The sequence below is a fragment of the Deinococcus betulae genome (assembly GCF_020166395.1).
GTDB lineage: Bacteria > Deinococcota > Deinococci > Deinococcales > Deinococcaceae > Deinococcus > Deinococcus betulae.
On record NZ_JAIQXU010000035.1, the window covers coordinates 20,132 to 43,606 of the forward strand.

A 23,475-nucleotide genomic window follows, 5' to 3' on the forward strand; every position below is an offset into this window, starting at 1 on the left:
CTGAAAATTATGCATCATCGTTATGACGTGCTGGTGGTCGGCGCAGGCGGCGCAGGGCTGATGGCCGCGCTGTACGCCGCCAAGGGCAACGTGAGCGTGGCCTGCATTTCCAAGCTGTACCCCACCCGCTCACACACGGGCGCGGCGCAGGGCGGCATCGGCGCGGCGCTGGGCAACGTGCAAGAAGACCACTGGGAATGGCACATGTTCGACACCGTCAAGGGCGGCGACTATCTGACCGACCAGGACGCCGCCGAGGTGTTCGCCAAGGACATCATTGACGCTGTGTACGAGCTGGAACACATGGGTCTGCCCTTTTCGCGTACGCCTGAGGGCAAGATTGCCCAGCGCAAGTTCGGCGGCCACACCCGCGACTTCGGCAAGGCGGCCGTGGAGCGCAGCTGCTACGCCAAGGACCGCACGGGCCACATGATTCTGCAGACGCTGTACCAGCAGAACGTTAAGGCGGGCACCACCTTCTTTAACGAGTTCCATGTCACCGACCTGCTGATTGAAGATGGCCGCTGCCGGGGCCTGGTGGCCTACGAACTGTCCACCGGCGAGCTGCACACCTTCCATGCCAAGGCTGTCATCTTGGCGGCGGGTGGCTACGGACGCGTGTTCAAAATCACCTCGAACGCCCTGACTCTGACCGGCGACCTGATGAGTATTTATTACCGCAAGGGGCTGCCGCTGGAAGACATGGAGTTCTACCAGTTTCACCCCACCGGCCTGGCCAAGCTAGGCATTCTGGTGACTGAAGGCATTCGCGGTGAGGGCGGCATTCTGCGCAATGACAGCGGCGAGCGCTTCATGGAGCGTTACGCCCCCACCATTAAAGACCTCGCGCCGCGCGACATCGTGTCGCGCTCGATCATCACGGAAATCCGTGAAGGCCGGGGCGTGGGCCGCGATAAGGACGCCGTCAACATTGACCTGACGCACCTGCCGCGCGAGGTCATTGAAGGCAAGCTGGCCGAAATTACCGACCTGGCGCGGACGTACCTGGGCATGGACCCGGTTAAGGACCTCGTGCCGATTCAGCCCACGGCGCACTACGCGATGGGCGGTATTCCCACTGACCTCAACGGCCTGTGCCTGAGTGATGGGTCCGGCGGCAGCATTGAAGGGCTGTATGCGGCGGGCGAACAGGCCTGCGTCTCGCTGCACGGCGCCAACCGCCTGGGCACCAACAGCCTGGGAGACCTCGTGGTGTTCGGCCGCCGGGCGGGCATCTACGCTGCGCAGTACGCCCGTCAGGTCGAATACCCCGACATGCCCGAGGGCGCGCAGCGGGACAGTCAGGACCTGCTGGACCGCCTGCGCGATGCCAGTGGCAAGGACAACGCCGCCGCCATCCGCAAGGAACTTCAGGAATCCATGATGAACAACGTCGGGATTTTCCGGAACGGCAAGGACATGGAAAAACAGGTCGGCATTGTGCAGGAACTGAAGGCGCGCTACCGCAACGTCAGTGTGTCGGACCCCAGCCGCCGCTACAACAGCGAGCTGATCGAGGCGATGGAACTGGGCTTTATGCTCGACTGCGCCGAAGCCATGACCAGCAGCGCCCTGAACCGCACCGAGTCGCGCGGGGCCCACGACCGCGAGGACTACGCCGAGCGCGACGACACCAACTGGCTGAAGCACACCATGGCCTACAAAGACCTGAACAACGACGGCAACGTCGTCATCGGCTACAAGCCGGTGGCCCTCAAGGGCTTCACACGGGCCTTTGAACCCAAGCCGCGCGTGTACTGACCCGTCTCTGCCCGGTGAAGGGGCTCTTTGCTCACTCTTCACCCCAGGCAAAGCGAGTAGGAAGAAGAGGCCGGACTTCCCTGGAGGCCCCGCAAATGAGCCGCCATGAACGCGCCGGAATCCAGCTGACCCCGCAAGGAACCCCATGACCCAGATGACTGCCCCCACCAGCACCAGCGCCGCCCCCGTGGGCGTGCTCATGCTGAACCTGAAAGTCAAGATTCTGCGCTTTGACCCCGACAAGGACAAGAAAGCGCACTGGACCACCTACGATGTCGAAGCCCAGCCGGGCGACCGTGTGCTGGACGTGATTAACCACGTCAAATGGTACCTGGAGCCCAGCCTGACCTTCCGCCGCTCGTGCATGCACGGCATCTGCGGCAGCGACGCCATGCTGATTAATGGCCGCAACCGCCTGGCCTGCAAGACACTGGTGCGCGACGTGGCCAAGAACGGCGGCACCATTACCGTCGAGCCGATTCGCGGCCTGAAGGTCGAGAAGGACCTGCTGGTGGATATGGAGCCGTTTTTTGACTCCTACAAGGCCATCATGCCGTACTTCATCAACGAGTCACCGGCTCCTGCCACTGAGCGCGTTCAGAGTGAAGAGCAGGCCGAGCGTATGGCGCACTCCAGCAACTGCATTCTGTGCGCCTGCTGCACGACTTCCTGCCCGATCTTCTGGGTGAACGGCTCTTACCTGGGGCCGGCGGCGATTGTGCAGGCCCACCGCTTCATCTTTGACACCCGCGACGAGGCCACGCACCAGCGCCTGGGCATTTTGAACCAGAACACGGGCGTCTGGCGCTGCCGCACCGCATACAACTGCACCGAGGCCTGCCCGCGCGACATCCCGATCACCCAGTTGATTGAGGAAGTCAAGCGCGCCGTGATGTACGGTCAGGCGTAAGACGTAGCAGCACAGGGAGTCCCGGCCACCGCGCCGGGGCTTTTTGTTAGGTGGAGGTTGGCTATGAAACCTCTCTACCGCCTGTAAACAAGAGGATGCCTTTCGTCCAACTCCTCAGGGGCGGCCCTCAGACCAAGAGGCTTGGAGTTCGGGAGACAGGCAATCTTCCATTCCGCACGCCGGGTTACCAAGGTCATGCCTTTACATCACTCTGCGCCACTGCTCGTACACCTTCCGCCTGTTGCGTTGACCAATTGGGAAAAGGCCGGGGTGTCCCCCCTCTCTTGCTTACCCCTCCGACACTGTCCCGAGCCCCTTGAATGCTTGCCAAGCCTGCTGGGCTTTCACCGTCTTCGCGCACAGGGGGTCAGAGATTTTCTGAACTTGCTCGGACTCCAGCCTTCCCAGAAACCCTACTCTCCGAGTCCGTCTTCCCTAACTGGCCACAGCGTCCTGGGTATAGACCCGGTGGCCACCGCTCCGCTTGGCGGCGTACATCCGGGCGTCGGCCAGCGCCAGCGCCGCGTCGAGATCGGGGGCCGTGGCCTGCACCACCCCGATGCTGGCAGTAACCCCCAGCGCCTCGGGCAGGCCCCAGCGGTGGGTCACCAGCGCGTCGGCCAGGAGGCTCAGGTCAGCGGCCAGGTCTGGGGCACCTAGCCCCGCCCCTGAAGGACGCACTACCACAAACTCCTCGCCGCCGTAGCGGGCGCACAGGTCGCCGGGCCGCAGAGCCGCCTGCAACAGTCCCGCCACACCGCGCAGCACCTCATCACCAACATGGTGGCCAGCAGTGTCGTTAATGCGCTTGAACTTGTCCACGTCCAGCAGGGCCACCTGCGCAGGCTGAAGGGGCGTGGCCAGCGCCAGGACGGCGGCGCCTGCTTCCATCAGGTGCTGGCGGTTATACAGCCCGGTCAGCCCGTCGCGGCGGCTCAGTTCCTGAATGTGGTCGTGGGCGGCGCGCAGATCACTCAGGGCCGTTTCCAGCTGCACCGCCCGTCCCCGTTCCCGCTCGGCGTCGGCACGTGCCTGGGCTGTGCAGTGCCAGACTTCTAGGGCGCGCATGGTGCGCTCGCGGCGAGTGCCTTCGGCGGCCTTCCAGTTCTCGCTGTGCTGGCGCTCGGCGCTCAGAGCGCCGGCCAGGTCACCTGCCTCTTCCAGAGCCAATGACAGGGCGTGCAGCAGTTTGGGCTGCTCCCACAGGGTCACGAGTGGCAACTCGGCGCGCAGCCGCCCGGCCGCCTGCGCGCCCTGTCCCCTGGCCCGCAGCAACTGGCATTCTGTGACCAGCAGGTCGCTGCGAGTCTGCCGGATCGACAGGGGCGGCAAGGCATTCAGGGTCGCCAGATGCGCCTCGGCCGCTTCCAGGTCGCCCTCGGCCAGGGCGTCTTCAGCCAGCACCATGCGGGCCACGGCGTACAGGTCAGGCCAGGCGTCGGCGGCCAGGGTCAGGACCATGTTCAGGTGGTGCCGACGTTCCTCGGCGGTCAAGCCCAGGGACGCCGAGTAGGACGCGATATTGAGGTGCGCCACGATCAGGGTATCTAGCTCACCTGCGGCGCGGGCGCCGGCAATCACTTCACGCAGCGGCCCCAGCACCCGTTCGGGCGCAATATCCAGAAAGAGGTTAGTCAGGTCGTGCCGGGCGCGCCACTCGCCGTTCACGTCACCGCACGCCTGAGCCACCCGTAATTCTTCAGCATATAGGAGGTGGGCCTGATCGATTTCCAGCGAATCGGACAGGATGTTGGCCTGCACATTCAGGGCGCGGCCCCGCCACGGACCAGCCAGGTCCGGCAGCACCGTCACCAGACTCTGCATGGCCCGGTCAGGCGACCCCTCGCGCCAGTCCAGATAGGCCTGAACGACCGTCAATTCCGGCGAGGCCCGGCGAGTGCCGAGCTCAGCGCGCACCCCACGCGGGTCGCGGTTGCGGGCCTGCCACAGCTCTTCCATAGCTCCCGTTATAGGGGCCGCACCCTGACAAGTCTGTGGCAGGGTGCGGCATCAAGGCCGGGTGATACGGCTTCTGTCTGTACCGCTGACAAACCGGGAGGGCACCGATTGGCCAACTGCACGCCCAGAACCCGTTTTTCTTCTCGCTCTCCTGTGGACTTGAAGAGCGGCTTTACAAAGCCGTGCTACTCCGCTCGGAGTCCATGATCTCTACGATTCAATCAGCGTCCATAGGAGCGAGTCAACTTCGCTCCCGTTCACCGTTCAGTCTTTTGACACTTCGGGAAGCCACTGCCCTTCTTCTAGCAATGTCAGAAAAGCGGCCACCACCTGCGGGTCGAAGTGGAGGCCGGCCCCGCGCTGAATCTCCTGCACCACCTCCACGTGCGACCACGCCGGCTTGTAGGGCCGCACCCGGCCCAGCGCGTCGTAGACATCGGCCAGCGCCACCACCCGGCCCACCAGGGGAATGGCCTCACCGGCCAGGCCACGCGGATAGCCGCTGCCGTCCCAGCGCTCATGGTGGGTCCAGGCGATTTCCTCGGCCATGGTCAGCAGCGCCGAGTCACGCCCGGCCAGCATCTGGGCACCGCGCGCCGCGTGGGTCTGCATCAGCGCCCATTCGTCGGGGCTCAGGCGACCTGATTTCAGGAGCACCTCGTCGGGAATGGCAATCTTGCCGATGTCGTGCAGGCGCGCGGCCAGTTGCAGCATGGCGACTTCTGAAGCGGGCAGACCCAGCCGCTGAGCCAGTAGGGCCGCCAGAGTCCCCACGCGCCGCGTGTGGTCGGCGGTTTCCGAATCCCGGAACTCGGCCACCACCGCCAGGCGTTCCAGCAGGGCAAAGTGGCTGGCCTCCAGCTGGGCGGTGCGCTGGCGCACCAGGTCTTCCAGGGCCTCGGAGCGGCGGCGCTCCTTTTCGGCCTCGGCCCGGTGCTGCTGGGTTTCCAGTCGGAAGCGGGCGAGCTGAAAGCGCGTCTCGTTGGCCTCGTCCCGCAGGGCCAGTTCAAGGGTGTGGGTCCGGCGCTGGGTGTCCAGGGCCAGGGCCAGGTCGCCGGCCTGCTCCTGCACCCCAGCCGTCTGACGCAGCACGCTGACCAGACCGCTCTGCGCCCCAGCCGCTTCCATCAGGGCACAGGCCACGTGAAGGGTCCTCAGGGCCCCAGCAAGGTCGCCGCGCCGCTGCTGCTGCCGGGCCTGCTCTTTGTGCAAATAGGCCTCGCCCAGCCGGTCCTGCGCCGTGCGCGCCGCCTCAAAGCTCCGCTTCAGCCAGGCCTCAGCCACGTCCTCAAAGCCCCGGTCAAATTCCACCTGGGCCAGGGCTGCCGCCGCTGTGCGCAGCAGCCGCGCGTCGTTCATGCGCGCGGCTATCTCGGCGGCCTCGGTCAGCAGCGGGACGGCCTGAGCCAACGTCGTGCGGCCTTTCTCCGGGTCGTGGTCCAGAGTGGCCATGCCCAGGTCGGCATAGGTCTCGCCCAGGTAGGCCAGGCCGTACCCGACGCTGCGCTCCTGGCCCAGCGCCCGCTGCATTTCCACGCCCCGCAGGTGCAACGGCACCGCCGCCTCGTATTCCATGCGTTTGTGGAGGGTCAGGCCCAGGGCCTGCACCGCGTCTGCTTCTTGCAGGCGCGCTCCCATCGCCGCGTACTGACTCTGGGCCTCGCGCTGATAATCAATGGCCGCCGGGTCGCCCAGCTCGCCCAGTGTCTTGCCCAGGCACAGCGTGGCGTCGGCCAGCAGATAAGCCGCGCCCGGCCCAGTCGCCAGTTCAACGGCTTCGTTCAGCAGCGCCAGAGCAGCGCGCAGTTGCCCCGTCATCATGTGCCCCAGGCCCAGCAGGGTCAGGACTTCGGCCAGGAGGCGAGGATCACCCTCCTGACGTGCTAGCGGCAGGGCCTCTTCCATCAGAGGCAGGCACCGCCACACCTCGGCGGTGCGGGCGGCACGGGCCTCCTGAAGCAAAGTCTGCAGGTGCCCCGCCGGAAGAGGGGTCTCCTGGGAACGTGCAGCGTTCCCGTGCGACTCTTGCATGGTGCATTCTGACAGTTGCCGTCAGGGTTCGGGAGGCACCCCCGAAGAGGGTATGGAGAGGAAAACTCGGCCCTTCCACCCCACCTGAAAGCTGCTCAGGTCAGAGGGAGGCCCTCTCAGCGGCTCTGCTCAGCACACCCGTCCGCTCTGCATGTAAGCACCAAGATCTCCTGGTGAGTGCTGTTATTCATCCGGTGATGGATGACGGCTCGTCGGTCAGCGCAAGGCTCTGGCAGTTCAGGCGCGGCCCAGCAATTTATTCTGCTGGTAACGAGAGCAGCTGATCGGCTTCGCCGCACGGTCAGCGGCGGCCCAGTCTCTTTGCCCAGCCCTGGCTCAGAATTGCAGGGCGTAGCGCACGCCCGCGCCGTCAATGCACTCGCCCACCCCACGCTCTCGGGTGTCTACCGTCAGGGTGCAGGTCAGCAGTGCAGGTGGCTCGCCCTCGGCGCGGGCAATCAGGTTGCCGGTATAAGCGGGCACGGGCCGCCCAGCATCCACGCGCGTCTGGGCCGCCACAGCCGTCGGCTCGCCACTGACGTTGGATGTTCCAAACGCCACACTGACGCCCAGGCCGCCCGGCAGGCTGCCGCCCCCGATCAGGTAGGTGCGCCCGGTATAGGTGCGGCCACCGATGGTCAGCGTCGCGTTGTCCGGCGCAAAGGGGTCACCCAGGCGGGGGCTGAGGGTGCCCCGCGTGAAAGACACGGTGCCTTCGGCGCCGCTCTGGGTGTTCACGATGCGGCCAGGCTGAGCGGCAGTGACCGCTGGCGCACAGGCAGCCAGCAGGGTCAGCAGCGCCGCGCCAAGAAGCGTCTGTAGGGCAGTCATGGTGCGGCCAGTCTAGGCGCTGAACCCTGACCCAGCGTGAGGGTTACGCGCAGCGGGCTGCAGGCCCCCCCGACCTCCTACTGGGCAAACGCCTGCAAAAAGGCTTCCTGCTGGGCAGTTTCGACAGCGTGGGGACTACGGGCCTGGCGCACCAGGATCAGGGCGCTGTCAGCGTCCATGCCCGCCTGCACCAGCAGACACGCCGCCGTCAGGCCAGCGCGCCCCAGTCCACCCCGGCAATGCACGACCACGCACCGACCCTCAAGCAGATGCGTCATCAATTCGTCCAGGTACGACGCAAAATCGTCCGGGTCGTGCGGCGCCCGCCCATCGGGAATGGTATAGGGCACGACCTCCAGGCCATGTGTGCCAGCGGCGTCGTGGTAGCCGTCCATGCCCAGCAGGTCAAACTCAAAGTCCTCCAGCAGCGGCGCAATAACGCCCGCGCCCTGCTGCGCCAGGGTCCGCATATCGGTCAGCATGTCCCGGTCATGGGTCACACCGGGCTGATAGACGCTGCCCCCCTTCTTCCCCGGCGCGAAGGTCAGGCCCAGCTGGCCCGGCCACAGGCCCGTGGGCACCCAGTCAATGCGGATGGGCGACTGCGCACTTGTCATGGGCGCTCCCGGCGGATAGTCATAGGTTGACCCAACCTCGTAGACAGACTTTTCCATTCTCGATTCGTTGACATAGCCTCACCTGCTCTGGAAGCTTCAGCCTCAGAGGCGGTCCCTCGCCTTGCCCAATTCGTCATCATAGGCGCACCTGCTCTTCCTGGAGCCACCGCGCCGCGTCCAGCGCGTGATAGGTGATGATGGCGTCCGCTCCGGCGCGGCGCATGCCCGTCAGGGTTTCCAGCACGGTGCGGCGCTCATCCATGTAGCCGGCCTGGGCGGCGGCCTTGACCAGCGCGTACTCGCCACTGACGTTGTAGGCCACCACCGGCAGGTCAAACTCGCGCCTCAAGAGGCTCAGCACGTCCAGGTAGGCCAGGGCCGGCTTGACCATCAGGGTGTCGGCGCCCTGTTCGGCGTCCAGGCGGGCTTCGCGCAGCGCCTCACGGTGGCCGCCCGCCGGGTTCATCTGGTAGCCAGCGCGGTGCCCCACGCTGGGCGCACTGCCCGCCGCGTCCCGGAAAGGACCGTAGTAGGCGCTGGCGTACTTCACGGCGTAGCTCATGACGGGAATGTGGGCAAAGCCCGCCTCGTCCAGCGCGGCGCGAATGGCGGCCACCTGGCCGTCCATCATGGCACTGGGCGCCACCACGTCGGCCCCCGCCTGCGCCTGAGACACCGCCGTTTGTGCCAGCAGGGTCAGGCTGGCGTCGTTGTCTACCGTCCAGGCGTCGGCGCCGCTTAAGCCCGGCACCTCACACAGGGGGCCGCAGTGGCCGTGGTCGGTGTATTCACACAGGCAGGTGTCCGCGATGACTGTGACGCCTGGCACCTGCGCCTTGATGGCCCGCGTCACCCGCTGAATCACCCCCTCTTCGGCGTAAGCCTGGGTGCCCAGGGCGTCTTTGTGGTCCGGAATGCCGAACAGGATGACGCTGGGAATGCCCAGCGACAGGGCCTCCCGCGCCTGCTCCACGGCGCTGGCCACCGAGTGCCGGGACACACCGGGCATGGTCGCAATGGGCGTGACGTCCCCACGCTCATGGACGAACAGGGGAGAGATGAACTGAGAGGGGTGCAGCTGCACTTCCTGGGTCAGGGCGCGCAGGGCAGGCGTGCGGCGCAGGCGGCGGGGGCGGTCTTGCATGGCCTCACGCTAGCGCGGCCTGGCCGGGGCAAATGCAAACCCGCCCTGACCTCAGGCCAGAGCGGGTTCGGAGTGATGGGACAGCCTCTTTGCCCTACGCGCTGCCCAGCAGGCGGCGCACGGCAAAGCGGATGCGGCCCAGGCTGGCCACCTCGTCGAAGGCGGTCAGCAGAATCTGGTCGCCGTGGGGGGTCAGCAGTACGGGGCCGCCGTCCACATCCAGCAGCAGCTCCTGCCAGCCGCCGCTTTTCAGGTTGGTTTGCAAGCTGCCAATCACAGCGCGGCCAGCCGCCACCAGGGTCAGTTCGGGGCCGGTCTGCTCGTCACTCAGGCCCACTTTGGCGACCACCTGGCCGTCAGGGGCCACCAGCGCCGCGTGGCGCACGCCGCGCACCGACAACAGCTCACCAATCACGCGCCCTCCGGCCGGGGCAGGTTGGGCAGGTCCAGCACGATGCGGGCCAGCGTCTGCTGGGCGTTGCGGGTGTCGGTGCCGCGCGTCATGGCGGCCCCCAGAATAAAGTCGGCAATCGTGACTGCCACCACTTCAATGCGCTCGCTGGTAAAGGCGATGCGGGTGACCTCGCCCGCGCCCAGGCGGCGGCAAGTGCGGTCCATGCCGACCCGCAGGGCACTCAGTTCGGCGGCCAGCGCGTCGCCGCCGTCGCCGTGGCCTTCAATGGTCAGGCCGTCGGGGCCGACCAGGGCAGCGGCCACCACACCTGGCAGGGTCCGCAGAGGGTCAAGAATCACAGCGTGGCCTCCAGTTTGCGGGCGGTATCGCGGCCGTACAGCCGGGCCTGACCCAGGTTGCTGCGCCCGTCAATGGCCAGCAGCAGAAAGTAGTCGGTTTTGATGGGATGCAGGTACACCGCCAGACGCTCGCCCCGCAGGTACAGTTCACGGGTCTGCCCGCCGTTCAGCGTCACGTCGTAGGCGCTGCTGGCGGCGCGGAAGATGCCGGCGTGTTCGGCCACCATCAGGCTCAGGTCCAGGTCGGTGGTGCTGTGCCATTCAATCAGGAGGCCGTCTAAGCCAGCGAGAGCGGCGGCCCACGCGCCGTCCACGTCCTTCACAAGTTGGGAAAGGTGTTCGAGCATGCTGAGGACATCATAAGGGCCGGCGCCAGGCCAGGCACCGACACGCCCGGACAGCCCCGGTGGGGGCCACTGGGGGCACTGGCCCAGCTGGGCGCCGGGTCAGGGAGTTGCCAGCCGCTGCGCCAGCTGCCGCTGCTCGGCGAGGCTGAAGCCGTAGGCGTCCAGATAGGCGGCTGGGCTGCCCCAGATCTGGTCCAGATACGCCAGCGGGCGCAGGACAGCCTCCGGCGCGCTGGGCACGAAGGGCAGCAACCTGGTCCATTCCTCCGGCGTGCGGCGGGCCTGCTGGTCGGCGTAGAACTGGGTCAGGGCCAGGCCAGACGCCGCGTAATCTGCGCCAATCTGCTCTCTGGACAGGCCCGCCAGTTCGCCGCACAGGGCCGCCACCAGGCCTGTGCGGTCCTTGCCCGCGTGGCAGTGAATCAGCAGCAGCCCTTCAGGGGCGTCCAGGAGGGCACCCAGCACGGTCACCATCCCATTTGCGCCGTGTTCAAGCAGCGCCACACCGATGTCGGCGTTGCAGGGCGCGGCTGCGGTAAGGCAGCAGCGGCAGATTCAGGTAAGCCGGGTGGCCCAGAAACGGCGGCGGGTCCTGCCCCCGTTCAGCGCGGGTGCGGAGGTCCAGAATGCGGGCCACTCCCAACGCCAGCACGCCGCTTCTCCCCTGCCCACCCAGGCGGCTGAAGTTCCCGCTGCGGTACAGGCCGGGCAGGGTCTGGCGGAAGTTCAGGGCACCATCTGGCACAGGGGTCATGAGGCGTGACGATAGCTGGCCCCAGCCGCCGGGCGGGGTGGCCTGAATCCCGATATAGGCGCGGCTTTTAGGCTACAATAGGGCTATTGAGGGAGTCGGTTCTATTACGCCCCAGGCATAATTTCGTGATAGAATCTCTCCATTCCCGGAAAGGCCGGGCCTCACCATTCTGGCTGCCGGCTGACCCAGCTGCTGCAGCCGCCCTGACTGGAGCCACATGACTGGAATTCATCCTGTTGACATCACCAGCGAAGTCAAGACCAACTTCATCAACTACGCCATGAACGTGATCGTGGACCGTGCGCTCCCGGACGTGCGCGACGGTCTGAAGCCCGTGCAGCGCCGCATCATGTACGCGATGATGCTTGAAGGCCTGTACGCCAACCACAAGCACGCCAAGTCGGCGTCGGTGGTCGGCGAGGTCATGAAGAAGTACCACCCGCACGGCGACAGCAGCATCTACGACGCGATGGTGCGCCTGGGCCAGTGGTGGAACATGCGCTACCCGATGGTTCACCCGCAGGGCAACTTCGGGTCCATTGACGGCGATCCGCCCGCCGCCATGCGTTACACCGAAGCGCGCATGACCAAAGTGGCCGAGGAAGTTCTGGCCGACCTCGAAAAGAAGACGGTGGACCTCAAGCCCAACTACGACGAGACCACCGAGGAACCGTCGGTGCTGCCCAGCGCGGTGCCCAACCTCCTCATCAACGGCGCGTCGGGGATTGCCGTGGGCATGGCGACGAACATTCCGCCGCACAACCTCACCGAAATCTGCAATGGCCTGCTAGCGCTGATTGAGAACCCAAATATTGGCCTAGATGAGATGATGACCCACGTACAGGGGCCAGACTTCCCGACTGGCGGGCGCATTTCCAAAGCCGGCATCCGCGAGGCCTATACCACCGGGCACGGCGGCCTGAAGGTGCGCGGCAAGGCCCGCATTGACGAGAAAAACGGCCGCACGCAGATCATCATCTCGGAAATTCCCTATCAGGTGAACAAGACCAACCTGATTCAGACGATCAGCGCCATGTACAAGGCGGGCAAAATCCCGGACATCAGCGCCCTGCGCGACGAGTCGGACCGCAAGGACCCCGTGCGCATCGTGATTGACCTCAAGCGCGGCGCGATTCCCACACTGGTCCTGAATCAGCTGTACAAGTACACGCAGCTGCAAGGGACGTTTACCGTCATCAACCTCAGCATCGTGAACGGCGAGCCGCGCGTGCTGCCGCTGATTGACACCATGCAGTATTTCCTGGCCCACCGCCGGGACGTGGTGACGCGGCGCACCCAGTACGAGCTGGACAAGGCCCAGGAACGCGCCCACATCCTCGAAGGGCTCCTGAAGGCGCTGGACCACATTGACGAGGTCATCAGCCTCATCCGGGCCAGCAACACCGGCGCCGAGGCGCGCGACGCCCTGATGGCCCGCTTTGGCCTGACCGAAGTGCAGTCGCAGGCGATTCTGGACATGCGCCTGCAGCGGCTGGTGGGCCTGGAGCGCGAGAAGCTCCAGGGCGAGTACGACGAGCTGCAAAAGACGATTGCCTTCCTGCAGTCCATCCTGGGCGACGAGAAACTGCTGTGGCGCGAGATCAAGAAAGAAATCCGCCACATCCGCGACAGCTACGGCGACGAGCGGCGCAGCGCGATTACCCTGCTGGAAGAGGACATCAGCAAAGAAGACCTGATCGCCGTTGAGGACATGGTCATCACCATGACCAAGGCCGGCTACCTCAAGCGCACCAAGCTGGACGCCTACCGCGCCCAGAGCCGGGGCGGCCGCGGCGCGTCGGGCGGCAAACTGCGCGAGGAGGACGTGAATACCCGCGTCTTTGTGGGTAGCACGCATGATTACCTGCTGTTCTTCACCGACGCTGGGCGCGTGTTCCACGAGAAGATTTACGACCTCCCAGAAGCCGGGCGCGACGCCAAGGGCACCCACATTCGCAACCTGTTGCCCAGCCTGCGCGAGGACGAAAACATCGCCTCGGTGCTGAGCGTTGGGGGCTTTGACGAGACCGGCTGCTTCATCTTCGCCACCCGCAAGGGCATCGTGAAGAAGACGCTGATTACGGATTACGGCAACATCACGTCGGCGGGCCTGATTGCCATCAACCTGCAACCCGGCGATGAGCTGATTAGCGTGGGCATCGTGCAGGACGGCGACCATGTGGTGCTGGCGACCCGCAACGGCAAGGCCATGCGCTTTGAGAGCAGCGAGGTGCGGGACACGGGCCGCGCCACCCAGGGCGTCATTGGGATTCGCCTGCGCGACGGCGAGGATGACGCCGTGGTCAGCATGGCGCTGGTGCCGGGCAGCGACGTGGACAGCGAACTGCTGGCCGTCAGCGAATGCGGCCTGGGCAAGCGCACCCCCGTGGCCGACTACCCCGCCAAGGGGCGCGGCGGCATGGGCGTCATCACCCTGGATGTCACCGACAAGACCGGGAAACTGATGACCTTGGCGCGCGTGGGCGGCAACGAGGAACTGATGGTGCTGACCGAGAAGGGCACCGTCATCCGCACCCGCGTGGAAGAGGTGCGCGTGACGGGCCGCAACGCCCAGGGCGTGAAGGTCATCAACATTGCCGACAAGGACAGCGTGATCAGCGCCTTCCCCATCCGCCGCGAGGACGACCTCTAAGCCTGCGGCCTCTTGGCCGGCCCAGGGCGCGACAGCCCTGGGTTTTTTCTTCCCTGCGATGTGGATTGGGTGAGGCCTCTTCCCTTTCCCTGCGCGGAGTAGACCTGCGCCCAGCGCCGTTGCATTGCCAGATGACCCGTCAGCCAGTCTGTAACCTCAACGTGGATTAAAGAAACAAAACTGTTTACAAAAAAGTGATTTTGGGTTACACTGTGACCATGTCGGGAATGGTCCCGGCGCACAGTTCTCCACACCTTCCGCCTCAGGAGGCGACCACAATGACCACGACAAATACCCGCACCTTTGTTGATACCGTGACCTACCGCCCCGGCGCCGTCATCCTCTACCCTGGCAAAAGCGACATGCTCTACCGCGTTTCGACCGGTCTAGTCCGCGTGCACACCATGGACGACGACGGCAACGGCCTGACCCTGCGGTATGTCAAGCCCGGCGAGTACTTTGGCGAGGAAGCCCTGGCGGGCGTCAACCGCGCCTACTTTGCCGAAGCCGTAACCGACAGCGCCATTGACGTGATCAACCCCGCCCTGATGAGCGCTGAAGACAACCTCGTGGTGACCACGCACCTCGTGCGTACCCTGGAGCGCGCCTACGAGAGCATCTACCGCCTGGTCGGCAAGCGCCTGCGCGCCCGCATCGCTGGCGAGCTGCTGGAGCTCAAGGACACTGCCCTGGCTACCCAGTTAGACAGCGGCGAGACCCTGATCTACGCCACGCACGACGAACTGGCTGCCGCTGTGGGCAGCGTGCGCGAGACCGTGACCAAGGTGGTGGGCGAGTTGAGCCGTGAAGGCGTGATCAGCGCCGGCTACGGCAAGATCACCCTCAAGAACGAGGCCGCCCTCAGCGAGATTGCCGCCGCATAATCCCAGCTGTTTAGCGCCGCCGTCCCCCCGGACGGCGGCGTTTTGCTGTGTCTCTGCCTGTTCTGTTTCTGCCTACGTGACACCCAGACTGGACACCGGGCATTCCCACCGCTCTCGCCTCTGCGTACACTCAGCCGGTGACCCCGATCTATACCCCAGAGCGTCCCCTGCGCGTGGCTGTCATTGGCAGCGGCCCCAGCGGCGTGTATGCCGCTGAAGCCCTGTTCAAGCAGACCGACGTGCCGGCCGAGGTGGACGTGTACGACCGCCTGCCCACGCCCTACGGCCTGGTGCGGTACGGCGTGGCGCCCGACCACCTGACGATTAAAAGCGTGACCAAGGGGTTTGAAAAGACCCTGGCCGACCCCCGCGTGCGTTTTCTGGGCAACGTGGAGTTTGGCACCGACCTGACCCATGAGGAGGTGCTGGCCCACTACGACGCCGTGCTGTACGCCGTGGGGGCCAGCAGTGACCGCCGCCTGGGCATTCCCGGCGAGGACCTGACTGGCAGCATGAGCGCCACTGAATTTGTGGCCTGGTACAACGGTCACCCCGACGCGGCGGCGCGCGAGCTGCTGCTGCACGCCAGCGGTGTGGCCGTGGTCGGCGTGGGCAATGTGGCGCTGGACGTCAGCCGGATCCTGGCGAAAACCACCCAGGAACTGCACGGGAGTGACATTGCGGCGCACGCCCTGACGGCGCTGGACAGCAGCCCGGTGCAGGACATCTGGATTCTGGGTCGCCGTGGCCCGGCGCAGGCGGCCTTTACCACCAAGGAACTGCGCGAATTTGGCGAGCTGAGTGACGCCGAGCCGGTGGTCATCCCTGCCGAGATCACTCTGACGGACGCTGAAGAAGCGGCCATCACCGACAACACCAGGAAAAAGAATGTCGAGGTACTGCGTGAATTCGCCGCCCATGAGCCCGAAGGCAAACCCCGCCGCGTTCACCTGCGCTTTCTGGTCTCGCCAGTCGAGATTCTGAATGATGGTCAGGGGCGCGTGGGCGGCTTAAAGGTCGAGCGCAACCGACTGGACGAGAACGGCAACGCCGTGGGCACCGGCGAGTACGAGGTGCTGCCCGCCCAGATGGTGCTGCGCTCGGTGGGTTACCGGGGCGTGGCGCTGCCGGGCGTGCCCTTTGACGAGAAGCGCGGCGTGATTCCCAACGCGGAAGGCCGGGTGGAAGGCCGCGCCGGCGAGTACACCGCCGGCTGGATCAAGCGCGGCCCCAGCGGCGTGGTCGGCACCAACCGCAAGGATGCCACCGACACCGTGGCCCACCTGCTGGCCGATGCCAAAGCGGGCGTGCTGCCCGGCGCGGCGCAGCCCACCCGAGGGGCAGTAGACGCGCTGCTGGCCAGCAAGGGCGTTCACGTCTACACCTTTGCCGACTGGCAGGTGCTGGACGCCCACGAACTGGCCGAGGGCAAAACGCTGGGGCGCCCCCGCGCCAAGGTGGTTCACCGCGAGGCCATGCTGGGGCTGCGCCGAGGGTAAGCGGCCGCGCTGAGCTTGTGCACCAACTAGGGGGCGGTCAGCGAACTCCGGGCCCCTGGCGTAAGGCCTGAAGCAGCTTTAGCGCTCTCTCAGCCTGACAGAACGGCCAGTACGCCGAACTCCAACAGCACCCACTTGCGTCCCTGCGCCGACACCGGCGGGGGACGTTTTTTTTGCTTCCTCTGCGATACTCAGCGGCATGAGTGCCTCTGTCATGACGGCCGACGTGCTGGTGGTTGGCGCCGGTCCTGCTGGCCTGCACGCCGCCTTTTACGCCGCCTGGCGCGGCCTGAGTGTGCGCCTGCTGGAAGCACGAGGTGAGGTTGGCGGCCAGCTGAGCGCCCTGTATCCCGACAAGCGGGTGTATGACGTGCCGGGCCTCCCAGCCACTCCGGCCGCCGATCTGGTGGCTGGGCTGTACCGGCAGCTGGACGGGCTGGACGTGACGACCCACCTGCACACCCTGGCATACACCCTGGAGCAGCTGAAAGGCAGCTGGACCGTGCAAGCTGAGACGCCGGAAGGCCCACACACCTTCACCGCAGGCGCTGTGATTCTGGCACTCGGCCTGGGCGCCCTGCGGCCGCGCGAGGTGCGCCTGCCCACGGGTGGCCACGCGGATGTCCGCACCGACATTCCCGACCCCAGCGGATTTGCGGGCCGGCGCGTCCTGATTGTGGGCGGCGTGCCGCAGGCCACCCGCGCCGCACTGGAACTCAGTGGAGCCGGAGCACATGTCACCCTGACGCACCGCCGTGTGGGCTTCCGGGGCAGCGCAGCCGAGTTGGCGGGGCTGAACGCCGCGCAGGCTGCGGGGCAGCTGGAGGTGCTGGCGCCCGCCGTTCTCAGTCACCTCAGCCCCGGTGCCGCGCACCTGAGCGTGGACGGCCAGGATCACACCGTCCCCGCCGACACCGTCCTGATTCTGAATGGTTATCTGCCAGACCTGAGCGCGGCCCAGACCTGGCCGCTGGCGTGGCAGGGCGAGTACATCCCCGACGCGCTGGGAGGCCACACCGCTCTGAACGGCGTGTTTGTGGCGGGCGACGTGGCGCGTTCGGGCGCCGACTTCAAACTGATTTCGGTGGGGCTGGCGCAGGCGGCGGTGGCAGCCAATCACGCCGCACACCATGTGCGCCCAGACCTGAAGGTGCGTCCCGGCCACAGCAGTGAAAAGCGGCTGGCGTAAAGACGTAGGGCGCAGGTTGTAGGCAAAGCAGAATCAGCACACCTAAGGACCCCATCAGGAAGTCCAGGTGGTCAGTCTCCCCCTGCTGAAGCCGCCGGCCTGTCGTCCGTCCAGCCGGTCAGTTCAGCAGGCCACGGTGGAGGCGTGGCTGCAGGCCCCGCTCGCGCACGAGCGCACGGACCTCCTGGCAGCGGCACGAGCGGTAGGTACACAGCAGCGCCTCGGGGTTACGGCTCAGCAGGTTCACCGTAGCGTCCACCAGGCGGCGCACCCGGTACAGGCGCAGGGTGGCGCCGCCCACCTGGGTGCTGCGCAGCCCCAGATGGACTTCAGGCGCGAGGGTGTCAAAGTCCGCTGAGCAGTTGGGGAAGGCGGTGGGGACCACCTGACCCTCAAGCGGCACGTAGCGCGTCAGCAGTGGCATGCCAGCCACATGTTCGCCGTAATGCACGCTGGTGTTGCTGCCAAAGTCCACGCCCATTAGCAGCGCATAGCCGTCCAAGTCGTACAGCGCGCCAATCGGCTGATAGGGACTTTGCAGAGACTGGGCCTGCGTGATCCGCGCGGCCTCCTGTCCCAGCGCAATGAAACTCAGGGTGGGGTGAAACGACCGCAGCGCCTCGGCGCGGTCCACCAGTTCCTGAGGCACGCGCCCGATGTCGCGGCTCACCTTGGAGGTCCGGGTAAAGCGCGCGTTTGTCACCGAGGTCGGCCGTGAGAGCAGCGTGCTGTAGGTAAAGGCAGGGGCTACCACCGTCGCCGTGCGGGCTGCCAGCGCATCAACCACCGCCGCCGCCCCGCCCTCCAGAGTGCCAAAGGCCTTCAGGCTGGCATGGATAATTACATGCTGCGTGCCGTCCAGCCCCAGCGCTGCCAGTCCTTCATCCAGTTCGGCAGGCGTAACAGCGGATCGGCGCAGCAGGTTCAGCACACTGGGCAGTTTACTCCTCTTGCTGCTGCATTCCACCCGCCAAGCCCACTGAAAGCCGTGCTGTCCAGTCCAAAGAGAAAAGATAACTTGACTATTCTTATCAGGTTTATCAGGATAGAAGGCGTTGTGGGATATGAGCCCTGGCCGCCCTTTTTTGAAACCTCTTGCCCCAGCCAGGCCGTCAAGTGACCGCCGGCCTCTTTAAGGAGAAACCGCCCATGACCTCCCTTCCTTCTCAAAGCACAGTGGGCCTGTATTACGGCTCTTCTAACGGCGCGACCCAGCACGCCGCTGACCTCATCGCGGACGCCCTGAAGAGCCTGACAGGCCTGACCCTCCAGCCTCAGGACATCCGCAAGGCCGACCTGGCCCGCCTGCCCGAGCATCAGGTGCTGCTGCTGGGCTGCTCGACCTGGGATATCGGCGAACTTCAGTACGACTGGGAAGACCAGCTGGAGGCCTTCCAGGCGCTTGACCTGACCGGCGTGCAGGTGGGGTTCTTTGGCTGCGGAGACCAGTACGGCTACCCAGAAACCTTTCAGGACGCGCTGGGCATTCTGGCCGCCGCCGCCCAGGCCAGTGGCGCGGCCCTGATTGGCAAGGTCAGCACGGCCGGCTACGACTTCGGCGCCTCACGCGCCGTGCAGAACAACCTGTTTGTGGGCCTTCCGCTGGATGAGGACAACCAGCCCGAGTTGACTCCGGAGCGGGTGCAGCGCTGGGGGGCCCAGGTGGTCCACGAAGCCCAGCTACCTCTCCTGACCGAAACCCGATAACCAGAGCACCTGTCGGCCTCTTCAGGACATCGCTTTTTTGCTGCCCTTTGGCTCTGCACTCCCCCACCTTTCGGCTTTGACGTAGATAAGGCGAGCCTCTAGCCCATCTCTCTGGACGTAGAAACGCGCCCCGGCTTCTGGCTTCCGGGGCGCGCGCGGTTTGCTGCTCGGTTACTTCACAAAGAGCATCTGGCGGTAAGTAGGCAGGGGCCAGTGCTGCTCGGCCACGACCTTTTCCAGTGCGTCAGCGGCCGTGCGCACGGCACTCATAGCGGGCAGCACGTGGGCGCGCATGTGGTGGGCCTTGTCATGGACCTCGTCGCCGCCGGTGGCCGCGTTCTGCTCACTCAGACTCTGCACGGCGTCGTACAGGGCGTCAGCCGCCGCCTCAACCTCACCCGAGATGGCGGTGACGGCGCGGCCAGCCCCCGCCGCCCGCAGGTCACCCAGGTACTTCACAGCAGCGGGCAGGATCATGGTGCGGGCCATGTACTCGGTGGTCTCGCCCTCGATGTTCACCGTCTTGAAGTAAATGTCGTACATGATTTCCTGACGGGCCGCCAGCTCGCGGTCGCTCAGGACGCCAAACTTGGCGAACAGCGCAGCATTTTTCTCGTCGGTCAGGTGCTCGACGGCGTCCAGGGTGGTGCGCAGGTTCAGGAGCCCACGGTCCTTCTCGGCTTCCTGGTGCCACTCGTCACTGTAGCCGTCGCCGTTGAACACAATGCGCTTGTGGGCGCTGTAGGTGGCCTTCACGATGTCGGCCAGGGCGGCATTCAGGTCGCCGCCGGCCTCCAGCTTGGCCTGCAATTCGGCGGTCAGGGCGGTGACCGCGTCAGCCACGATGGTGTTCAGGACGGTGATCGGGAAGGAAATGCTCTGGCTGCTGCCCGCCGCGCGGAACTCGAACTTGTTGCCGGTAAAGGCGAAGGGGCTCGTGCGGTTGCGGTCCCCCGCATGGCGGGGCAGCGGGGGCAGCACGCTGGTGCCCAGGCCCAGCAGACCGGCTTCCGTGCCACGCCCACCCTGACCAGATTCCAGACGGTCAAAAATCTCGCTCAGTTCGCTGCCCAGGAAGATGGAGATGATGGCGGGCGGCGCCTCGTTGGCCCCCAGGCGGTGGTCGTTGCTGGCGCTGGCCACGCTGATGCGCAGCAGGTCCTGGTGTTCATCCACGGCCTTGATCACGGCGCTGGTGAAAAACAGGAACTGCATGTTCTCGTGGGGGGTGTCGCCGGGTTCCAGCAGGTTCTCGCCCTTGTTGGTCGCCATGCTCCAGTTGCAGTGCTTCCCCGAGCCGTTCACGCCCGCAAAGGGCTTCTCGTGCAGCAGGGCCACCAGGCCGTACTTGCGCGCCGTGTTGCGCAGCACCTGCATGGTGAGCTGCTGGTGGTCAGCGGCGATGTTGCTGTCCTCGAAAATAGGCGCAATCTCAAACTGGCCGGGGGCCACCTCGTTGTGACGGGTCTTGACCGGAATGCCCAGGGCGTACAGCTGGGTCTCGGCGTCGGTCATGAAGCTCAGTACGCGGTCGGGGATAGCGCCGAAGTAATGGTCTTCGAGTTCCTGGCCGCGCGGCGGCTGGGCGCCAAACAGGGTGCGCCCGGTCATCACGAGGTCGGGGCGGCGGTAAAAGTACTCCTCGGCAATCAGGAAGTATTCCTGCTCGGCGCCCAGGGTACTGCCCACGCGCGTGCCCTCGCTGGCGCCAAACAGTTTCAGGGCCGGCGTTACAGCCTTATTCAGGGCTTCTACCGAACGCAGCAGCGGGGTCTTGGTGTCCAGCGCCTCGCCGGTCCAGCTGGCAAAGGCGGTGGGAATGCACAGGGTCGCGCCGTTGGCGTGGCGCATGATAAAGGCCGGGCTGCTGGAATCCCAGGCGGTGTAGCCGCGCGCTTCAAAGGTGGCGCGCAGGCCGCCGGAGGGAAAGGACGAGGCGTCGGGTTCGGCCTGAATCAGTTCCTTGCCGCTGAAGGTGGCGATGGCCGCGCCGTCGCCGTCGGGCGAGACGAACGAGTCGTGCTTCTCGGCGGTGGCGCCGGTCAGCGGATGAAACCAGTGGGTGTAGTGGGTCGCGCCCTTTTCCATCGCCCAGGTCTTCATGGCCAGGGCCACGGTGTCGGCAATACTGGGATCCAGGGTCGCGCCGCGCTCCAGCGTGGCCTGAATGCTCTTGAACGTCGGCTTGCTCAGGCGCGCCCTCAGCTGCTCCAGGGTCAGTACATCGCTGGCATACACGCCGGTCACGATGTCGCTGGGGGTGGCGGTCGCGGCGGCGTCCGTGCGCCAGTTGCGGGCCGCAGAAATCACGTCGAAGTCATGGTTCATGTCGCTCCCTGTGCGCGGCAGGGCGGGGTGGGGCGCCGCGTGGTGTCCGTCCCTCAATTCCACGTAAAGCCCCCGCCCCTGCCGGGCGTCCTCGCCGGCGAGTATAGGAGGGTCAGCAGAGAACGGTCAACGCATTCTCCTGAACAAGATGCGACTTTTGACATCATCTGTCCCGTTTAGCCGACTCTAGATTGCACTTTGTTGCGGTCGGCTAAATCGTCTGGTCAAATCAGGGAAGACAAGTTGCACCGCGCCTCTTTCAGCTGGAGAACGCCGTAGCATTTCGGCACAGCCGTTCCCACCTCCCTCTTTCCCCTGGAGACCCTCTGTCCATGTCCCCCCGTACCCCCACCCCGCCGCCCACCCGCGAGCAGATTCTGGCTCAGCTGCAAGAGGCGGAGGTCAAGTTTCTGCGCCTGCAGTTCACCGACATTCTGGGCACCACCAAGAACGTGGAAGTGCCCAAATCGCAGTTTGCCAAGGCCCTGAGCGGCGACGTGACCTTTGACGGCAGCGCCGTGGAGGGGTTTACCCGCGTCGAGGAATCCGACATGCTGCTGCGCCCGGACCTGGGCACCTTTCTGATCTACCCGCAGTTTTCGCGCGAGGAAGGCGAGCGCGGCAAGGTGGCGCGCCTGATTTGCGACGTGACCCTGCCGGACGGCACCCCCTTTGAGGGCGACCCCCGGCAGGTGCTCAAGCGCCAGATTGCCCGCGCCCAGGACAAGGGCTTCGAGATGTTCGTGGGCACCGAACCCGAGTTCTTTCTGTTTGAACGCACCCCGGACGGCACCGGCAGCACCGTCACCCACGACCGCGCCGGGTACTTTGACCTGGCCCCGATTGACAAGGGCGAGCGCATCCGCCGCGAGATCACCAACAAACTGGTCGAAATGGGGTTTGAAATTGAAGCCGCCCACCACGAGGTCGCGCCCGGCCAGCACGAGATTGACTTCCGGTACGCCCCGGCGCTGGAAACCGCTGACCGCATTGCGACTTTCAAGTTTGTGGTCAAGCGTGTGGCGCTGGAATACGGCCTGCTGGCCAGCTTTTTGCCCAAGCCCATGCCGGGCGTCAACGGCAGCGGGATGCACTGCCACCTGAGCCTGTTTAAGGGCGGCAGCAACGCCTTTGCCGACCCTGAAGGCGAATACGGCCTGTCACGCACCGCCGAGCAGTTCATAGCCGGCCTGCTGGACCACGCCGCTGGAATGGCGGCCGTCACCAACCCGCTGGTCAACAGTTACAAACGTCTGGTGCCGGGGTTTGAGGCGCCCGTGAATATCGCCTGGAGCACCAGCAACCGCTCGGCGCTGATTCGTATTCCAGCCAAACGCGGCAATTCCACCCGCGCCGAGGTGCGGATGCCTGACCCCAGCTGCAACCCCTACCTGGCGCTGGCGGTGATGCTGGCCGCTGGCCTGGACGGCATCGAGCAGGGGATGGAGCCGCCGCCCGCCATTCAGCGCAACATCTTCAAGATGACGGTGCGCGAGAAGCGCCATCACCGTGTCAAAGAACTGCCCACCGACCTGCGCGAGGCCGTCGAAGAACTGCAAAAAGATGAAGTGATGGCGCGCGCGCTGGGCGAACATGTGCTGGATCATTTTGTGGAGGCCAAGCAGGCCGAGTGGCGCGAATACAGCGCCGCTGTGCACCCCTGGGAGCTGCAACGCTATCTAGACCTGATTTAAGGTGAAGCCAGAGGCAGGCGTCGTCATCAGCCGCTGACAAATTCATGAAGCGGGGGCGTGCCCTCCCCCACTGACCTGGATTCTGGAGCAAAGCTGTCGCAGACAGGGCCTAGGCCCAGAGAGGGGCGCAGCGTGAGGGGACAGAAAGACACCGCCGCCCCCCACGCCCCCAGAACAGACTTGCGCCGCCAGCCTCATCCGAGCGAGTGGCGCCGAAACTCTGGCACAGTTTGAGCAATTGTATTGCCAGATTTTAGAGCTAGGGCGCAACGCAGCTCCCGACTCACTCTCATTCTGACAAAAACATTTCAAGGCGACTCATGAGGCGCGCATTGACAGACTTTAAAGCCGCTTCTAAAATTGCCGCATCTCTACACCGCACCCGGGACAGTTGGCCCGAAGTGCATCTATAAT

20 protein-coding genes are annotated in these 23,475 nt (G+C 65.5%); 8 read left to right on the plus strand and 12 right to left on the minus strand.

Annotated features, from left to right (window positions below; all coding sequences use genetic code 11):
- Nucleotides 1-9 precede the first annotated feature (9 nt).
- Nucleotides 10-1,761 carry a succinate dehydrogenase flavoprotein subunit gene (sdhA, locus tag K7W42_RS19735; RefSeq protein WP_224576862.1) on the plus strand — a complete coding sequence of 584 codons (1,752 nt, stop codon included), beginning with the start codon at nt 10-12 and terminating at the stop codon, nt 1,759-1,761.
- Nucleotides 1,762-1,906: 145 nt separating this feature from the next.
- Nucleotides 1,907-2,671 carry a succinate dehydrogenase iron-sulfur subunit gene (locus K7W42_RS19740; protein ID WP_224576864.1) on the plus strand — a complete coding sequence of 255 codons (765 nt, stop codon included), beginning with the start codon at nt 1,907-1,909 and terminating at the stop codon, nt 2,669-2,671.
- A 435-nt stretch (nt 2,672-3,106) separates the two neighbouring features.
- On the opposite strand, the gene K7W42_RS19745 is transcribed toward K7W42_RS19740, so the two are convergent.
- The 10 genes from K7W42_RS19745 to K7W42_RS23065 all read right to left on the minus strand — a co-directional run bounded on the left by K7W42_RS19745 (nt 3,107) and on the right by K7W42_RS23065 (nt 11,107).
- Nucleotides 3,107-4,630 (minus strand): GGDEF domain-containing protein, encoded by a 1,524-nt coding sequence (locus K7W42_RS19745; protein ID WP_224576865.1) that lies wholly within the window; start codon nt 4,628-4,630, stop codon nt 3,107-3,109.
- Between the two features lie 264 nt (nt 4,631-4,894).
- Nucleotides 4,895-6,661, minus strand: coding sequence for an HD domain-containing phosphohydrolase (locus tag K7W42_RS19750; protein ID WP_224576866.1), 1,767 nt, complete (start codon nt 6,659-6,661; stop codon nt 4,895-4,897).
- Nucleotides 6,662-6,997: 336 nt separating this feature from the next.
- A complete protein-coding gene (locus K7W42_RS19755) occupies nt 6,998-7,492 on the minus strand; it encodes a hypothetical protein (protein WP_224576867.1) in 495 nt (164 codons plus the stop codon).
- 77 nt (nt 7,493-7,569) lie between these two features.
- Nucleotides 7,570-8,166 (minus strand): cyclin-dependent kinase inhibitor 3 family protein, encoded by a 597-nt coding sequence (locus tag K7W42_RS19760; protein ID WP_224576868.1) that lies wholly within the window; start codon nt 8,164-8,166, stop codon nt 7,570-7,572.
- A gap of 79 nt (nt 8,167-8,245) precedes the next feature.
- Nucleotides 8,246-9,253, minus strand: a complete 1,008-nt coding sequence (gene hemB, locus K7W42_RS19765; protein ID WP_224576869.1) for a porphobilinogen synthase — start codon at nt 9,251-9,253, stop codon at nt 8,246-8,248.
- Nucleotides 9,254-9,347: 94 nt separating this feature from the next.
- Nucleotides 9,348-9,668: a roadblock/LC7 domain-containing protein gene (locus K7W42_RS19770; RefSeq protein ID WP_224576870.1), complete on the minus strand. Its 321-nt coding sequence runs from the start codon at nt 9,666-9,668 to the stop codon at nt 9,348-9,350.
- The gene (locus K7W42_RS19775; protein WP_224576871.1) at nt 9,665-10,006 is read right to left on the minus strand and encodes a roadblock/LC7 domain-containing protein; all 342 of its coding nucleotides are present in this window, start codon (nt 10,004-10,006) and stop codon (nt 9,665-9,667) included. The genes K7W42_RS19770 and K7W42_RS19775 overlap by 4 nt, the downstream gene beginning before the upstream one ends.
- Nucleotides 10,003-10,353: a roadblock/LC7 domain-containing protein gene (locus K7W42_RS19780; RefSeq protein WP_157457590.1), complete on the minus strand. Its 351-nt coding sequence runs from the start codon at nt 10,351-10,353 to the stop codon at nt 10,003-10,005. The genes K7W42_RS19775 and K7W42_RS19780 overlap by 4 nt, the downstream gene beginning before the upstream one ends.
- 99 nt (nt 10,354-10,452) lie before the next feature.
- Nucleotides 10,453-10,818, minus strand: coding sequence for a tyrosine-protein phosphatase (locus K7W42_RS23060; protein WP_369411400.1), 366 nt, complete (start codon nt 10,816-10,818; stop codon nt 10,453-10,455).
- Nucleotides 10,819-10,843: 25 nt separating this feature from the next.
- On the minus strand, nt 10,844-11,107 hold the full coding sequence (locus tag K7W42_RS23065) for a tyrosine-protein phosphatase (protein WP_255639506.1): 264 nt from the start codon (nt 11,105-11,107) through the stop codon (nt 10,844-10,846).
- 217 nt (nt 11,108-11,324) lie between these two features.
- Between K7W42_RS23065 and gyrA the strand changes: the two genes are divergently transcribed.
- The 4 genes from gyrA (at nt 11,325) to K7W42_RS19805 (ending at nt 17,332) form a co-directional block, all read left to right on the plus strand.
- Nucleotides 11,325-13,760 carry a DNA gyrase subunit A gene (gene gyrA, locus K7W42_RS19790; protein WP_224576872.1) on the plus strand — a complete coding sequence of 812 codons (2,436 nt, stop codon included), beginning with the start codon at nt 11,325-11,327 and terminating at the stop codon, nt 13,758-13,760.
- A 278-nt stretch (nt 13,761-14,038) separates the two neighbouring features.
- Nucleotides 14,039-14,644: a helix-turn-helix domain-containing protein gene (locus K7W42_RS19795; RefSeq protein WP_198170356.1), complete on the plus strand. Its 606-nt coding sequence runs from the start codon at nt 14,039-14,041 to the stop codon at nt 14,642-14,644.
- A gap of 137 nt (nt 14,645-14,781) precedes the next feature.
- Nucleotides 14,782-16,143, plus strand: a complete 1,362-nt coding sequence (locus K7W42_RS19800) for an FAD-dependent oxidoreductase (protein ID WP_224576873.1) — start codon at nt 14,782-14,784, stop codon at nt 16,141-16,143.
- Nucleotides 16,144-16,237: 94 nt separating this feature from the next.
- Nucleotides 16,238-17,332, plus strand: coding sequence for an NAD(P)/FAD-dependent oxidoreductase (locus K7W42_RS19805; protein ID WP_369411403.1), 1,095 nt, complete (start codon nt 16,238-16,240; stop codon nt 17,330-17,332).
- A 118-nt stretch (nt 17,333-17,450) separates the two neighbouring features.
- On the opposite strand, the gene K7W42_RS19810 is transcribed toward K7W42_RS19805, so the two are convergent.
- Nucleotides 17,451-18,263: an AAC(3) family N-acetyltransferase gene (locus K7W42_RS19810; protein ID WP_224576878.1), complete on the minus strand. Its 813-nt coding sequence runs from the start codon at nt 18,261-18,263 to the stop codon at nt 17,451-17,453.
- Nucleotides 18,264-18,481: 218 nt separating this feature from the next.
- Here K7W42_RS19810 and K7W42_RS19815 point away from each other — a divergent pair, with 218 nt between their 5' ends.
- The gene (locus K7W42_RS19815; RefSeq protein ID WP_224576880.1) at nt 18,482-19,039 is read left to right on the plus strand and encodes a flavodoxin; all 558 of its coding nucleotides are present in this window, start codon (nt 18,482-18,484) and stop codon (nt 19,037-19,039) included.
- Between the two features lie 171 nt (nt 19,040-19,210).
- On the opposite strand, the gene K7W42_RS19820 is transcribed toward K7W42_RS19815, so the two are convergent.
- Entirely contained in the window at nt 19,211-21,367 is a 2,157-nt protein-coding gene (locus K7W42_RS19820; RefSeq protein ID WP_224576886.1) for a glutamine synthetase III family protein, read from the minus strand.
- A gap of 332 nt (nt 21,368-21,699) precedes the next feature.
- Between K7W42_RS19820 and glnA the strand changes: the two genes are divergently transcribed.
- A complete protein-coding gene (glnA, locus tag K7W42_RS19825; protein WP_224576882.1) occupies nt 21,700-23,061 on the plus strand; it encodes a type I glutamate--ammonia ligase in 1,362 nt (453 codons plus the stop codon).
- The last annotated feature ends 414 nt before the right edge of the window (nt 23,062-23,475 follow it).

Excerpts from the sequence above, each read along its gene's own strand:
- sdhA (WP_224576862.1), top strand. The coding sequence starts at position 10 with ATGCATCATCGTTATGACGTGCTGGTGGTCGGCGCAGGCGGCGCAGGG.
- K7W42_RS19740 (WP_224576864.1), top strand. The coding sequence starts at position 1,907 with ATGACCCAGATGACTGCCCCCACCAGCACCAGCGCCGCCCCCGTGGGC.
- K7W42_RS19745 (WP_224576865.1), bottom strand. The coding sequence starts at position 4,630 with ATGGAAGAGCTGTGGCAGGCCCGCAACCGCGACCCGCGTGGGGTGCGC.
- K7W42_RS19750 (WP_224576866.1), bottom strand. The coding sequence starts at position 6,661 with ATGCAAGAGTCGCACGGGAACGCTGCACGTTCCCAGGAGACCCCTCTT.
- K7W42_RS19755 (WP_224576867.1), bottom strand. The coding sequence starts at position 7,492 with ATGACTGCCCTACAGACGCTTCTTGGCGCGGCGCTGCTGACCCTGCTG.
- K7W42_RS19760 (WP_224576868.1), bottom strand. The coding sequence starts at position 8,166 with ATGGAAAAGTCTGTCTACGAGGTTGGGTCAACCTATGACTATCCGCCG.
- hemB (WP_224576869.1), bottom strand. The coding sequence starts at position 9,253 with ATGCAAGACCGCCCCCGCCGCCTGCGCCGCACGCCTGCCCTGCGCGCC.
- K7W42_RS19780 (WP_157457590.1), bottom strand. The coding sequence starts at position 10,353 with ATGCTCGAACACCTTTCCCAACTTGTGAAGGACGTGGACGGCGCGTGG.
- K7W42_RS23065 (WP_255639506.1), bottom strand. The coding sequence starts at position 11,107 with ATGACCCCTGTGCCAGATGGTGCCCTGAACTTCCGCCAGACCCTGCCC.
- gyrA (WP_224576872.1), top strand. The coding sequence starts at position 11,325 with ATGACTGGAATTCATCCTGTTGACATCACCAGCGAAGTCAAGACCAAC.
- K7W42_RS19795 (WP_198170356.1), top strand. The coding sequence starts at position 14,039 with ATGACCACGACAAATACCCGCACCTTTGTTGATACCGTGACCTACCGC.
- K7W42_RS19815 (WP_224576880.1), top strand. The coding sequence starts at position 18,482 with ATGACCTCCCTTCCTTCTCAAAGCACAGTGGGCCTGTATTACGGCTCT.
- K7W42_RS19820 (WP_224576886.1), bottom strand. The coding sequence starts at position 21,367 with ATGAACCATGACTTCGACGTGATTTCTGCGGCCCGCAACTGGCGCACG.
- glnA (WP_224576882.1), top strand. The coding sequence starts at position 21,700 with ATGTCCCCCCGTACCCCCACCCCGCCGCCCACCCGCGAGCAGATTCTG.